This window comes from Geobacter grbiciae (genome assembly GCF_018531165.1).
In the GTDB taxonomy this organism is placed as follows: domain Bacteria; phylum Desulfobacterota; class Desulfuromonadia; order Geobacterales; family Geobacteraceae; genus Geobacter; species Geobacter metallireducens.
In genome coordinates this window covers 293,766-307,913 of record NZ_JAHDIW010000001.1, presented here as the reverse complement: position 1 = coordinate 307,913, position 14,148 = coordinate 293,766, and the positions used below count along the sequence as shown (strand labels likewise).

Annotated in this window: 12 protein-coding genes; 7 read left to right on the top strand and 5 right to left on the bottom strand. The window is 62.2% G+C overall.

Features of this window, described 5'->3' with window-relative positions; all coding sequences use genetic code 11:
* Positions 1-80: 80 nt before the first annotated feature.
* From pal to KJB29_RS01385, 4 genes are all read right to left on the bottom strand, one after another.
* Complete coding sequence (pal, locus tag KJB29_RS01400; protein WP_215733029.1) at positions 81-665, bottom strand: peptidoglycan-associated lipoprotein Pal; 585 nt, start codon at positions 663-665, stop codon at positions 81-83.
* Positions 666-1,449: 784 nt separating this feature from the next.
* On the bottom strand, positions 1,450-1,683 hold the full coding sequence (locus KJB29_RS01395; protein ID WP_214184643.1) for a hypothetical protein: 234 nt from the start codon (positions 1,681-1,683) through the stop codon (positions 1,450-1,452).
* A gap of 63 nt (positions 1,684-1,746) precedes the next feature.
* The gene (locus KJB29_RS01390; RefSeq protein ID WP_215733028.1) at positions 1,747-1,965 is read right to left on the bottom strand and encodes a hypothetical protein; all 219 of its coding nucleotides are present in this window, start codon (positions 1,963-1,965) and stop codon (positions 1,747-1,749) included.
* A gap of 304 nt (positions 1,966-2,269) precedes the next feature.
* Positions 2,270-3,331: a threonine aldolase family protein gene (locus KJB29_RS01385; protein ID WP_215733027.1), complete on the bottom strand. Its 1,062-nt coding sequence runs from the start codon at positions 3,329-3,331 to the stop codon at positions 2,270-2,272.
* Positions 3,332-3,563: 232 nt separating this feature from the next.
* Here KJB29_RS01385 and KJB29_RS01380 point away from each other — a divergent pair, with 232 nt between their 5' ends.
* From KJB29_RS01380 to KJB29_RS01350, 7 genes are all read left to right on the top strand, one after another.
* Positions 3,564-5,597 (top strand): B12-binding domain-containing radical SAM protein, encoded by a 2,034-nt coding sequence (locus tag KJB29_RS01380; RefSeq protein ID WP_215733026.1) that lies wholly within the window; start codon positions 3,564-3,566, stop codon positions 5,595-5,597.
* 268 nt (positions 5,598-5,865) lie between these two features.
* Entirely contained in the window at positions 5,866-6,849 is a 984-nt protein-coding gene (locus tag KJB29_RS01375) for a dipeptidase (RefSeq protein ID WP_215733025.1), read from the top strand.
* A gap of 152 nt (positions 6,850-7,001) precedes the next feature.
* Entirely contained in the window at positions 7,002-7,355 is a 354-nt protein-coding gene (locus tag KJB29_RS01370) for a hypothetical protein (protein WP_246560099.1), read from the top strand.
* A gap of 122 nt (positions 7,356-7,477) precedes the next feature.
* Positions 7,478-8,785, top strand: coding sequence for a TolC family protein (locus KJB29_RS01365; protein WP_215733023.1), 1,308 nt, complete (start codon positions 7,478-7,480; stop codon positions 8,783-8,785).
* A complete protein-coding gene (locus tag KJB29_RS01360) occupies positions 8,782-10,056 on the top strand; it encodes an efflux RND transporter periplasmic adaptor subunit (RefSeq protein ID WP_215733022.1) in 1,275 nt (424 codons plus the stop codon). The genes KJB29_RS01365 and KJB29_RS01360 overlap by 4 nt, the downstream gene beginning before the upstream one ends.
* Positions 10,057-10,101: 45 nt before the next feature.
* Positions 10,102-13,206: an efflux RND transporter permease subunit gene (locus tag KJB29_RS01355; RefSeq protein WP_215733021.1), complete on the top strand. Its 3,105-nt coding sequence runs from the start codon at positions 10,102-10,104 to the stop codon at positions 13,204-13,206.
* Positions 13,203-13,826, top strand: coding sequence for a hypothetical protein (locus KJB29_RS01350; RefSeq protein WP_215733020.1), 624 nt, complete (start codon positions 13,203-13,205; stop codon positions 13,824-13,826). The genes KJB29_RS01355 and KJB29_RS01350 overlap by 4 nt, the downstream gene beginning before the upstream one ends.
* On the opposite strand, the gene KJB29_RS01345 is transcribed toward KJB29_RS01350, so the two are convergent.
* Entirely contained in the window at positions 13,807-14,136 is a 330-nt protein-coding gene (locus KJB29_RS01345) for a CGGC domain-containing protein (protein ID WP_004513667.1), read from the bottom strand. The genes KJB29_RS01350 and KJB29_RS01345 overlap by 20 nt on opposite strands.
* Between the last annotated feature and the right edge of the window lie 12 nt (positions 14,137-14,148).

The following is a 14,148-nucleotide window of genomic DNA, read 5'->3' as shown; positions in this document are numbered from 1 at the left end:
CTTGTCTTAAAAAACGACAGCCGTGGCAGGATAGTAAAGACAAAGGAGCCGATTCCGGCTCCTTTGTTTAATGATTTCGATTATTTGACGGTTACAACAAAATCATCCCGCCTGTTTTTGGCCCAGGCGACTTCGTCGTGTCCCGGGTCGGCAGGTTTTTCCTCTCCGTAACTGATGATGGAGAGGCGATCGGCCGGCACACCCATGGTAACCAGGTATTTCATTGCTGCCTGTGCCCTCCTCTCCCCAAGGGCAAGATTGTACTCGTCAGAACCCCGCTCGTCGCAGTTCCCTTCTATCCGCACCCTGAAACTGGCACTCTTTAACAACTCGGCGTTCTTGACCAGTGTTTCCCGCCCTTCCGAAGAAAGTGCGGACGAGTCGAAATTAAAGAAAATCTTGGTAAGGGCAGCCTGCAGTTGAGCTTCTGTCATAGTGCCCTTTGCGGCACCTTCCTTGGACTGGTCTTTGGACTGAACCTCCTTGGCCGGCAGAGTCTTGATTCCCCCATCCTTTACTGCCGGCGAGGCAACGGCCGCTTGAGCAGTCTTGTTTGATGCAACCGGGACCATCTCATCTTTCTTTATCGTCTCGTTTTTGGCACAACCTGCCACCGCAAGGATTCCGATGCTTAACATTGTGACACGACACAACATTTTTCTCATGGCGATACTTCTCCTGGTAAAAATGGAAGCTGATTGGCATCAAATCTTCCGCTTCGGCGATTACATCATCCCCTCTCCCTGAGGGAGAGGGCCAAGGTGAGGGGGGAGTGGCGATATCGTGTCGCTCCCCTCATCCGGCCTTCGGCCACCTTCTTCCCTAGAGGGAAGGTTTTAGCAGAGATCAGTGCCAATCAGAAAATGGAATGAATGGTGATTACGTCCGGAACATGCCCGACGTCAACGAACAGAGAGAACAAAATGTATCAGGCGTACGCTAGGGGAGGTGCTCTGGCGGAAATGAAGCAGAGTACGGAAGAAACAATCTTGTGGGGTTCGCAATGGAAGGCTGAAACCCGGGGCGCTGATACATTGAAGAACTCGGCTCGACGGCAGAGTTCAAACGCATGACCGTGTTTTTCAATACCTGCCTGTGTCGTTTTTACCTGAGTTTCAAGTACGGCACGGGGCCGTGACGTGGGTTTCTGGGGTCTTGCTATGTTCGGAGCTCTCGTCCCCAGAAACACGAGGACAAGGGAAACGGTCACTATGACCGGCCACATAACCCTTCTATCTGCAAGAGAAACCCTCCACTCTTTCATGAGAACACTATCTATACCGAATAGAGGAGCATTGCAAGAAATTCTCTGAAACCCTGAAGACTATCAGCAGGCAAGCAAAAAGGCCGTCTCCCTCTCATAGGGGACGGCCTTTTTGCTTGCGGCTCCATTAATTCTCCCGTGCCGGGCACCCGATCATCTTGAGGCCACGGTGGTTGCCGTGCGTTCTAGCGGCTCTTCACCTCAGCTTTTTCGCCGAAGCTCTCTTTCACCCCTTTGGCCATGCCGAGCATGGTGAGAACTGCCGGTACCATCTGGGCCACGATGATCAGGGCGCAGAACCCGAGGAAAATCCACACGAACACGCCGCTGTTGTCTTCCCGTGCTCCCGATGCCGCCAGGGCCGACGTTACGCTCCCCATTACCAGTGCCAGTGTGCTGGCTGCAGTTCTCGCTCTCATGGCCGTCTCCTTTCTCATCTATCTTCGTATTGTGCCGGTCTCTTACCGAGTTGTTTCCGAAACCTAGCGGGCACCTTCCTCTTCCTTGCCCGAGAAGAGCCCCTTTACCATGGAGCCGAGCAGGATAATCGCCGGGATGGTCTGGAAGGCGATGACGGCGGCGCCCAGGGTCAGGAACAGCGGGGCGAGGAATCCTCCTTCGTCGGCGGCTGCGCCGCTGGCGGCAAGGGCAGAAGAAGCGGTGGCTATCGTAACGATCAGGGCGTTGGTTATGGCTTTCATGGCATCCTCCTTGTTTTCCGGTGCTAACTGATTGCTTTTGTCTTTTACATAGCATCGGGCATGCCAGGAGCATGAAAATATATTATTATTTTATAACATGTTGAAATTGCTGAATAATTATTTAACGCTTCCGGCAACGGAGATACGGCGGGGGAGGAAATCGTATAGGGGGGGCATACATGCTGGGAAGGGAAATCTCTCCTTCCCTGAAACACATCAGTGTAACAGCTTGATATTACTCATCACTAAACCTCGTACCGGGTGCATAAAAAAATAATGCGTCTTAAGAAAAAATTCTAACCTCTCACCCATGGCGCGAGGCGACAGCCGCAAGGTCGGCCGCCAGAAGATCTACGTCCGCCTCGGTGGTCTCCCAGGAGCACATGAAACGGGCCCCGCCGGAGCCGATGAAGGAATAGAAGTGCCACCCCCGCTCCTGGAGGGCGGCGGCCACCTCGGGGGAGAAGTCGGCGAAGACCGAATTGGCCTGGCGGGGAAAACGGATCCCCACGCCGGGAATCTCCCGCAGGCGGGCCTCCAGCCTGGCGGCGCAGGCGTTGGCGTTGGCCGCCCGGGTGAGCCAGGCGCCGCTTTCCAGCATGCCGACCCAGGGGGCGGCCAGGAAGCGCATCTTGGAGGCGAGCTGCCCCGCCTGCTTGCAGCGGTAGTCGAATTCCCGGGCCAGATCCCGGTTGAAGAAGATGATCGCCTCCCCCACCGCCATGCCGTTTTTGGTGCCGCCGAAGCAGAGGACATCCACCCCCGCTTTCCAGGTGAGTTCGGCGGGGGCCGCGCCGAGAGTGGCAACGGCGTTGGCGAAGCGGGCCCCGTCCATGTGGAGCTTCAGATCGAGGCGCCGGGCCAGCTCCCCCACGGCCTGAAGCTCCTCCACCGAATAGAGGGTGCCGAGCTCCGTGGCCTGGGTGATGCTCAGGGCCTTGGGCTTGGGATAGTGGATGTCGGTGCGGCGCTTCACCGTGTGCTCCACGGCCTCCAGGTCCACCTTGCCGTGCCCGCCGGAGACGAGGAGGATCTTGGTCCCGTTGGAGAAGAATTCGGAGGCCCCACACTCGTCGGTCTCCACATGGGAGGTCTCGTGGCAGATGATGCTGTTGTAGGAGTGGCAGAGGGATGCCAGGGCCAGGGAGTTGGCGGCGGTGCCGTTGAAGACGAAGAAGACCTCGCAGTCGGTCTCGAAGAGATCCCGCAGCAGCCGGCACGCCTTCTCCGTCCAGGGGTCGTCGCCGTAGGAGCAGGCGTACCCCCTGTTGGCGGCCTCCATGGCCTGCAAGGCCTCGGGACAGATCCCGGCGTAGTTGTCGCTGGCGAACTGGTATTTTTTGACCGTATCGACTCCATCTGTCATCGGCACTCTCCATCGAACCGCGCGGACGTGGGCACTTTTCGGGAGAGAGTATACGGGCGCGGGAAAATAGTAAACCTGAATCCGTCACGGATCCACGGTCAAGAGCGGACAGAACGGTCGCTGGCCCGCCGCCTTGCACGGGTCGATTTGTGTGCTACACTCTCAGCTACTCCGGCAGAAACAGCCGCCCGGTTTTGCGCTCGAGGCGGGAACGCCGGGGAGGTAGCGGCCCATGAACATTTCCCTGGTCTTCCCCCCCTTTCATCTCCAGTCCCTCTACAATCTCCCCCCCCTGGGACTCATCAGCCTCGCCACGGTGCTGGGTGAGGCGGGGCACCGTGCGGTCATCCGCGACCTGGTGCTGGCCCTGCGGCAGGGAAGCCTCGGCATGGGAAAGGAGCTGTACGGGGAGGCGGCACGGATAATCCTCCGGGACGATCCGGACTTGGTCGGCTTTTCCGCCCAATGCACCACCTTCCCGGCAGTCGTCCGGATCGCCCGGCTCCTCAAGGAACAAAAGCCCGACCTGCGCATCGTGGCGGGTGGGCACAACGTCTCCTTCCTCGACGTCCCCACCCTTGAGCGCTTCCCCTGGATTGACGCCGTGGTCCGGGGCGAGGGAGAGGTGACGTTCCGGGAACTGGCAGCCTCCTTTGCAGTCGGCAATGATCCTGCGGAGGTAGCGGGAGTTACCTGGCGCCGGGGCACGGAGATCGTCCGCAATCCCGACCGGGAGTTGATCGCCGACCTCGACACCCTTCCCCTCCCCGACTACACCCTCGTCCCCCCCCTGGCCAGCTACCGCGACGCCTGCGGCATCCCCCGGAGCATCGCCATCCTCGAAGTGGGGCGAGGCTGCCCCCACCGGTGCGTCTACTGCTCAGAGTCGGTCATGTGGCGGCGACGGACCCGGACCTTCTCCATCCCCCGGCTGATCCGCGAGATGGAGGAACTCCACGGCCGCTTCGGCGCCGAGTGCCTCGTCCTCGCCTACGACCAGTTCACGGCTGACCGGCGCTTCGTGGAGGAGTTCTGCAACCGGGTCATCGATGCCCGGCTGAACCGCGTCCCCTGGTACTGCATCTCCCGGCTCGATTCCCTCGACAGGCCGCTCCTCGATCTCATGCGCGAGGCGGGGTGCGAGTCCATGTGTTACGGGATCGACTCCGGCTCCCGCAGGACCCTGGCGTTCATCGGCAAGGAGATCGACGAGGGGATCCTCTACCAGCGGGTGCGGGAGACCACCGAGGCGGGAATCGTCCCCACCCTGAGCTTCGTCATCGGCTTTCCCGAGGAGGAGCGCGAAGATATCGACCAGACCCTCTTCCTCGCCCTGAAGGCGGGGGTCCAGGGGAACAGTGCTCCCCTCGTGCAGCTTCCGACGGTCCTGGCGGGGACCGAGCTCCACCGGCGCTATACCGGTCGCCTCATCAGGGAGGTGGACACCTACTTCTCCCTCGGTCTCGAATTCGATGATGGCCGGCGCCTGGCCGACGACGAGAATCTCATCGATGCCGCCCCCTTCCTCTTCAGCTCCTTCTACAACCTCCCCTGCGCCGGGGTTTCCCTGGCGGAGCTGGACCGGATCGCCCGGTGGTTCCCCCTCATCCTCAACGGCTACCCCAAGTCGTTCATCCTCCTCTCCCTGGCCCTCGGCCGGCCGCCCAGCGGCCTGTTCCAGGAAATCCTCTCCCGGCTGGAGGAGGAAGGGTGGCGCGAGGATGACCCGACGGCCGAAACCGCTTTCCTTGAGCGCATTCCCCGCCATGCCGAAGGACTCATGGCCGGGAATGCCTCGTGGCCCCACTTTGCCGAAATTCTCACCTACGAGACCCTCGCTCTGCAAGCGACCCATCGCTGTCCGCCCCGCGCGGACGGGGCCAGACCGCTCACGGGCGACCCCGCCGAGAGGTGCCGGCCGATGCTCCGGGAAGAGGTCACGGTGTCCGAATTCCGCCGGAACCTGCCGGCGATCATCGCCGACCTGAAGAGCGGCATCTTCAGGGAGTCCTACCCCCCGGAGCCGACGCTTCTCATCTTCTATCCCTCCGGAGAGAGGCTTGAGGTGCTGGAGATCAACCGGTTCGGCAAGGATTTTCTCCTCCTCTGCAACGGCTCGGCCACCTGCGAGGAGATCGCGGCGACGCTGTACGGAGAGTACGGCGTCGCCATGGATTCCGGCGCTTTCAGCGAAGAGTGCAAGGACGCCCTTGCCGTGTTCACGGGGATGGGACTCGTCCGCGACGGTGCGGCACCCGCCCCTTGACACGCTCTTCTCATCCCACGGAAAGGAGGTGATTCCCGTGTTGAAGATCAGGAAGATCGAATCAAAAGCCATGTCGACGGCTGCCTGTCACGGTCCGGCGTGCCATTCGCCGGCTTGCCACTCTCCATCATGCCACTCACCCGCATGTCATGCCCCTGCGTGCCATGCCCCGGCATAGGAAATGATCGTTGAAGTTTTCCGAGCGGGTTGACGCCATGGTCTGCCCGCTCTTTTTCATTCCGCTGCTGCGGACCGATGAGGAGCGATTATGTCGCTGCATCCCGCGGACTCCATTGAAGAGCCGCCGCGCTTCCCGGTCGTCGACGGCCACGTGGACCTCGTCTACGACCTGATGTGCCGTCACCCCGGAATCCCCTTCGAGCAGCTGGCTGACGGGCAGGTAACCGCCTCGTCCCTAAAGAAGGGAGGGGTGCGGGTGCTGGTGGCTGCCCTCTACTGCGCCGACAGCCACAACGGCCCCGTGAGCGCCGCCCGGGAGATGCGGCGGCTCCACGACTACGCCTGCCGCCACCTGGGGTGGTTCGCGCCGCTCCGAAGTCCCGGGGAGATGGCGGCCGCCCTCGGAGGAAGCGGCACTCCCGGCATCGTCTTTCTCGTTGAGAACGCCGACGCCCTGCTGGAGCTGAGCCTGGACGAGGTGCGGCGCTGGGGAGTGAGGGCCGTGGGGCTGACCCATGCCGGCAGGAACCGGCTGGCCGACGGCAATGGCGTTACCGACCCGAAGGGGCTGACCGCTGCGGGAAAAACTCTGGTGAGGAGCCTCGCCGACGCCGGCCTCATCCTCGACGTGGCCCATCTGGCCGAGCCCGGTTTCCGGGAGGTGGCTTCCCTCGTCGCCGGCCCTCTCATCTCCTCCCACACGGGGCTTCGCTCCTTTTGCGACCGCCCCCGCAACCTCTCCGATTCCCAGGTGGCCGAAATTGCCCGCCGGGGAGGGGTGGTGGGAATTTCCGCCGCCCCCGAGATGCTTGTTCCCGAAGGAACGGCGACCCTCGACGACCTCTTCCGTCAGGTGGACTTTGTTGTCCAGCGGCACGGCCCGGAGGCGGTCGGCATCGGGAGCGATTTCGGCGGGTTTGACGGCATAGCAGCAGGAGCGGAGGACCACGGCGGCCTTCCCATCCTGGCGGAGCGCCTCCTGGGGGCGGGCTATCCCGCCGGGGCGGTGGGGCTCATCATGGGGGGAAACTGGTGCCGGATCTACGGGGGAGTTCCCGGCGGACCGGCGTGAGAGTCGTTGTTTTTGTCTTTCCGGATGCCTAACAGACTGCCGGACAAGAGCTTTTTGCCCTGGAGCCGATTGTTCATTGACACGCCCGACATCCCACCATTATGATATTCTTCACTTTCATGAAAGCCTGGCAAATGCATCCGGGACCAGCCATGTTCAACAAAATCATAGCCGTTTTGCTCATCATGGCCGTCCTCACCATTGCCGGCAACGGGCTTTGTTTCGCGCAGGATAACGACCATTGCCCCCAGGCATCCTGCGCCAAGGCCGGGTCGGTTCTGAAGGCGGATTGCGCAGACGCAAGCCCTTGCTGTCCCGATGATGGCGGGGATACCGAGGGGGACTGCCACTGCTGTCTCTCCTGCCCGTGCCACGCACCGCTGAACAGCCACCCCCCCCTGATTTCCTATTCGCCTCTTATTATTAGCTTGTCGTTCCTCGAACACCTCAACGCGCCACCGGACGTGTACCGCTCCATCTTTGTCCCCCCCCAGATACAAGCCTGATCCGCTGAAGTAACGGCCCCACAGCCGTGGGGAATTCGTGCGCCCTTAGTCCGAATTTCCACCCTTCAGCGCCACCCTGTCACCCACAATTCAATCCAGCAAATCAGCAAGGAGGTGCTGTCTTGTCACGAGCGTATCGTTTCGTGCCCGGAGCGGTCCATCTGCTCCTGGCGTCATTGGTTCTTTCCCCCCAGGGGGCCTCGGGTGAAATGCACTCGCTGACCCTGCCGCAGGCTGTGGAGTATGCCCTCGTCAACAACGGCGAGCTGAAGGCGCTGCGCGCCGAAAAGGAGGTGGCCCGAGCCGGGCTGGAGCGGGCCGCGCTCTTTCCCAACCCCACCCTGGAGTTGTCCGGAGATACCGGTTCCCTGACCGGCAGTTCCGGCGAGAACGTCGTCTCAATCGGCCTTTCCCAGGAATTCCTGACCGGCGGCAAGCGGGCCAAGCGCCGGGTCGTCGCCGAGGTGGAGGCGGAGGAGGTCCGCCAGCAGATTGCTGATCGGGAAAGAACCCTTGCCCTGGAGGTGAAGAGCACGTTTGCCGAGTTCATGCTGGCCCACAAAAGGCGGGAACTGGCCCAGCGGGCCGTGGACCTGAACGGGAAGCTGCTGGAGATAACGCGGGAGCGCCTGGCCGCCGGGGACATCCCGGAACTTGAGGTGAATCTCGCCCGGGTGGAGCTGGCCCGGAGCGAAGGGCGAAAAATCGAGACCGTGCGCGGACTCAGCCCCCTTCTGGCCCGACTGCTGACCCTCCTGGGGCTCCCGACGGGGGATGCGGTCAATTTAGCCGACTCTCCCGAACGGCAGGCCGTGACTATCCCCCCCGATGAGCTCACCCGCCTCGCCCTGGTAAACCGCCCCGACCTGAAGGTGCTCCAGGCTGCCCGCTCCAAGGGGGACGCCGCGGTGGAGCTGGCCGAGGCGGAGCGCATCCCGAACGTGATTGTCGGAGTCGGCTACACCCACGAGCAACGGGTGGACGCCACCGGCGTCGGAGACGAAAAGACCCGCGACAACCTCCTGGGGATGAAACTTTCCATCCCGCTCCCCGTATTCGACCGGAACCAGGCCGGCATCCGCGAAGCCCGGGCCAGGACGCAGAGCGCCGGGAACCGGCTGGAGTTCGCCCGCACAGGCGTAGCCCGGGAGATCGAAGGGGACTATGCCCGGCTGGCGGCGGCGGACAAGGCCCTCGACCTCTATGCCGGCGGCATCCTTCCCCAGCTTGAGGAGAACCTGAAGATCGTCCAGGAGGCGTACCAGCTGGGCGAGGTGGGGATCCTCTCGGTGATTGAGGAGCAGAAGAAATACATCGAAGTCCACGACGGCTACCTCGCCGCCCTTGCCGAGCGACAGACGGCCCTGGCGCGGCTCGAAGCCTCGGTGGGGGTTGACTTCCAGAACACAACCAGTGGAGGTGCGCAGTGAACGGGAAAAACGGAATCATCATCGGCATCATCCTGGCCGTGGCCGTCGGGGGTGCCTTTATCTATCGCTCTACCCATGTGAAAGGGGGTGCCGGCGAGCACGCCGAAACGCAGGAGGCCGGCCATAAGGATGAAAAGGGGGGCCACGAGGAAGGGAAGCACGAGGGAGAGAAGGAAGGTCATGACGGCCACGACGGGCATGGGGAAGAAGGAAAGGTCAAGATGACCGCCGAGGTGCAGAAGCAGAACGGCGTGGCCGTCGCCGCGGCAAAAAAACAGCGGCTCGCCGGCGCGATCAGCGCCACCGGCAAGGTGGAGGCCAATGCCGACCGGATCGCCCATGTCTCGCCCCGCATCCCCGGCAAGATCGTCAGTGTCAGGGCCTCCCTCGGGGACGGTGTCGCCGCTGGCCAACCCCTGGCGACCCTGGACAGCGTCGAGCTGGGAGAAGCCCTGAACCGCTACCACCAGTCGAAGACACGGCTTGCCCTGGCCCAGTCCAATATGGACCGGATCAAGACCCTGGTGGAGAAGAAGATCGCGGCCCGCAAGGATATCCTCCAGGCGGAGACCGACTACAAGATGGCGCAGACGGAGCTCCATACCGATGTGGAGCGCCTCTCCCTCTACGGCGTTTCAACCTCCGAGCTGAAAAATGCCAACCACCGCAAGCCGCTGTTGCCGGTCCGCTCCCCCATCGGCGGCATCATCACCGAAAAGCACGCCATCGTCGGCGAACTGGCCGACCCTTCCACAAGCCTCTACACCGTGGCCGACCTCTCGTCGGTCTGGGTGATGGTGGACATCAACGAAAAGGATCTGGCCAAGATCCACCGGGGCCAGCCGGCAGCGGTCACCGTCACCGCCTTTCCCGAGCTGAAGCTGAAGGGGCGGATCACCTACATCGCCGACCTGGTGGACGAAGCGACCCGCACTGTCAAGGCCCGGGTCGAGGTGGCCAATCCGGGGCGCAAGCTGAAGCCGGAGATGTTCGCCACCGTGGAACTGACCCTGGCGGCCGACGCGCCGCCGGTCCTGGCGGTTCCCGAGGATGCCGTGCAGGATCTGGACGGGAAAAAGGTGGTTTTTGTGGCGGAGGGGAGCGATGAATTCGCGGCGCGCCCCGTGCAGACCGGGCGGACAGCAGGCGGCCTGGTGGAGATTTTGTCCGGGTTGAAGGAGGGCGAAAACTATGCCGTCAAGGGCTCCTTTATTCTCAAATCAGAGATCAAGAAGGGTGAGATGACGGATGAACACGGCCATGGAGAATGATCACCATCGTCACCATCAAGCACACTTAACGGAAGTGAGGTTCCGATGCTGGAGAAAATAATAGCCTACACACTGCGACAGAAGGGAATGATCCTCTTCGCGGCGCTGGTGATCATCGTCGCAGGGTTATATTCCTACGCGAAGCTCCCCATCGACGCCTTCCCCGATGTGACCAACATCCAGGTGGAGGTGGTCAGCCACGCCGACGGACTGTCGGCCATAGAGATCGAACGGAACGTCACCTACCCCATCGAGATGGCCATGCGGGGCCTCCCCGACATCGAACAGATGCGCTCGGTCACCAAGTTCGGCCTCTCCATCGTCACCATAGTTTTCAAGGACAACGTGGATATCTATTTCGCCCGGCAGCTGGTGTTCGAGCGCCTGGCGGAGGCGCGGGATAAGGTCCCGAAGGGGGTCGAGGTCGCCATGGGGCCAATCGGCACCGCCATGGGGGAGATCTACCAGTACACCCTGGAAGGGAAGATGCCCACGGATCCCCAGCAGAAGATGGCCTACCTGACCAACCTGCGGACCATCCAGGAATGGATCGTGACGCCCCAACTGAAGAGTGTCGCCGGGGTCAACGAGATCAACTCCTTCGGCGGCTATTTCAAGCAGTACCAGGTGCTAGTGGCGCCGGAAAAACTCCTGAAGTACGGCATCACCGTGGACGACGTCTACACCGCCATCGGCAGCAACAACGAGAACGTGGGGGGCAACCTCCTGGAGCGGGGGACGGACCAGTACATCGTCCGGGGGGTCGGCCTCATCAAGGACGTGAGCGACATCGAGAACATCGTCCTCAAGTCGGCGGGAGGGACTCCCACCTCTATCCGCGACGTGGCCCAGGTGAAGGTGGGGGAAGCGGTCCGCATGGGGGCCGCCATGAAGGACGGCAAAGATGAGTGCGTCGGCGGCATCGTCATGATGCTGCGGGGCGAGAACAGCCGCGAGGTGGTGCGCCGGGTTGCGGAAAAGGTGAAGGAGATCAACGAAAACAACGTGCTGCCGGAGGGGATCAGGATCGTTCCCTTCTATGACCGGAGCGACATCGTCAAGACCAGCGTCGGGACGGTGAACAAGGCGCTCATCGAAGGGTCGATTCTTGTCCTGATCGTCCTGTACCTGCTCCTGAACAGCATCCGGGGGAGCGTAGTGGTTCTCATAGCACTCCCCCTCTCCCTCCTGGCCACCTTCATCGTCATGAAGCTCACGGGGATCAGCGCCAACCTCATGTCCCTGGGGGGGCTGGCCATCTCCATCGGGATGATCATTGACACCACCATCATCCAGGTGGAGAACGTCCAGCGCCACCTGAGCGAAGGGGGGGAGCGCCATCCCAGGATGAAGACGGTGCTGAAGGCGGTCATGGAGGTGCGCAAACCGAGCATCTTCGGCGAAATGATCATCGCCATCACCTTCATCCCGATCCTGGCCCTGGAGGGGATCGAAGGGAAGATGTTCGGCCCCCTGGCCATCACCGTGGCCATTGCGCTCCTGGCGTCACTGCTCCTTTCCATCTTCATCATCCCGGTGCTCTGCAACCTCTTCCTGAAGCCGGAGCCGGAAAAAGAGAGCCTCATCATGCAACAGGCCCACCGGCTCTACCTGCCGCTCCTCGACTACGCCATGAACAAGCGGCGGGTGGTGCTGGGGGTGGCCGGAACCCTCCTGGTGGTCTCCCTCGTAATGGTGACCCGGCTGGGGACGGAATTTATCCCAACCATGGATGAGGGCTCCTTCGACATGGATGTCTCCATGCTCCCGGGCGTCTCCCTGTCCAAGGCCATGGAGGTCAACCAGCGGGTCGCACAGAAGCTGAAGCAGTTCCCCGAACTGGGGACGATTGTGTCGCGGACCGGCCAGACCGGGGTGGCCCTGGACACCAGGGGCTCGGACAAGACCGGCTACGTGGGGATTTTGAAGCCGAAGGACGAATGGACGCGGGACATCTCCAAGGAAGAGCTCACCAACGAGATGCGCGAGTCCCTGGAGTCCGTAGCCGGCATCTCCTTCGGCTTCAGCCAGCCGATCCAGTGCCGCATCGACGAACTGGTGGCCGGAACCCGGGCGCAGCTGATCGTCAAGCTCTTCGGCGACGACATTGACGTGCTCAGCACCAAATCCCAGGAGATCGCCAAGGTGCTCTCCACCATCAGGGGGGGGACCGACCTTAACGCCGAGAAGATCTCCGGCCAGCCGTATTTGACCGTGAACATCGACCGGGCGCGGATCGCCCGCTACGGTCTCAACATCAGCGATGTGCAGAAGGTGATCGAAATCGCCGTTGCCGGCAAGGCGGCATCGCAGCTCTACGAGGAAAACCGCAGCTTCGACATCACGGTGCGTCTGCCGGAGGAGAAGCGGAACTCCATGGAGGCGATCAACAACCTGATCATCACCACGAAAACGGGGGTAAACGTCCCCCTCCAGCAGCTGGCCGAGGTGAAGATGGTGGAAGGACCGGTGCAGATCAGCCGCCAGGACGGGGTGCGCCGCATCGGCATCGAGATGAACATCACCGGCCGTGACATCGGCGGCTTCGTGGCCGAGGCGAAGCAAAAGATCCGGGATGGGGTGAAGCTCCCCCCCGGCTACTACCTCACCTGGGGCGGTCAGTTCGAGAACCAGCAGCGGGCCATGAATAAGCTGATGATCATCGGGCCGGTGGCCATCGGCCTGATCCTGCTCCTCCTCTACGTCACCTTCCGGTCGATCCGCCTGGCGTTCCTGGTCATCGCAAACCTGCCGTTCGCCCTCATCGGCGGGGTCTTCGCGCTCTTCATCTCTGGGCAGTACCTATCGGTGCCGGCCTCGGTGGGGTTCGTGGTCCTCTTCGGCGTTGCCGTCCTGAACGGCCTCGTGCTGGTGTCGCGGATTTCACAACTGCGGGAGGAGGGGCTGGAACTGGAGGAGGCCATCCGGAAAGGGGCCGCCGACCGTCTGCGGCCGGTGCTGATGACGGCCTCCATCGCCATCTTCAGCCTGATCCCGATGCTCCTGTCCGGCGGCACCGGATCGGAAATCCAGAAGCCGCTCGCCACGGTTGTCGTTGGCGGCCTGGTGACGTCCACCCTGCTGACGCTGCTGATCATCCCGTCGGTGTACGGCTGGTTTGAAAAGAGGAAGGTGGAGGAAGAGGTATGAACCGGATCACCATGACAGTGCTGGCCGTCGTCACCCTTGCCATCCTGGGCGGTTGCGCGGGGACTGCCGAACTGGCACGAACCGCTGCCATCGCCACGCGGCAGGATGTTTTTGTCGAAAAAGCGCAGGGGCAGTCTCTACCGCCGGGCTATGCCGAGCTTCGGGTTGTGTCGTCCCTGAAGACCCATGGGCCGGAAACCTGTTCACGGAAAGACGTCCACGGCACCCCGGAATACAAACTGCTGTTGAACATCGGGGGGCAGACTGCGGAGCTTGGGGGCGATCCCCGCCCGGAGCGCAGCGAGCCCCTCGGACTCCGCGACCCGGAGGCCGGCGAGGGGATGAGGTACCGGTTCACGCAGACCCTGTATGTCAGGGAGGGCACCCACCACATGGTGGTTGCCCTCCCCGCCGACAACGTCGCCACCGAGCGGGAGATCATCCTCCCCGAGGGGAGCAGCACCACCATCGTGTTGGAGCCGGGATACGGCACAGCATCCCCGCGAAGCCGCCCCTCATCCTACACCGTAACCGATTTCAGAGAAGGGATCAGGGCCCTGCGCGTAGTGCTCAATGCGAGACCATTTAAGCCGCGGGAACTCAGTGGGTCCAGTCGATGATCCGGGTCTCGGGACCGACCTTTTTCTCCACGGCGCCCTTGATGGCGGCGAAATGGGGGCAAGGATACCCGATGGGATTACCGTTTTTCATGCAGGAGGCGAACACGATCGCCTCCGCCCCGCGCTCGACCATCATCTTGGCCCTGGTCACGGCTTTTTTGCCGGAGCAGCCACCGCACGAAAGAAACCCGATGATCTCCACCGGCCCGGTTTCCGCAAAGGCCAGGCTCCCCTCACGGGCGACCTTGAAATCGGTGCTCCCCGGACACATATCCTCGGTCAGCTGACACCGGATGATTCCCACTTTCATCGCTTCGTTCCT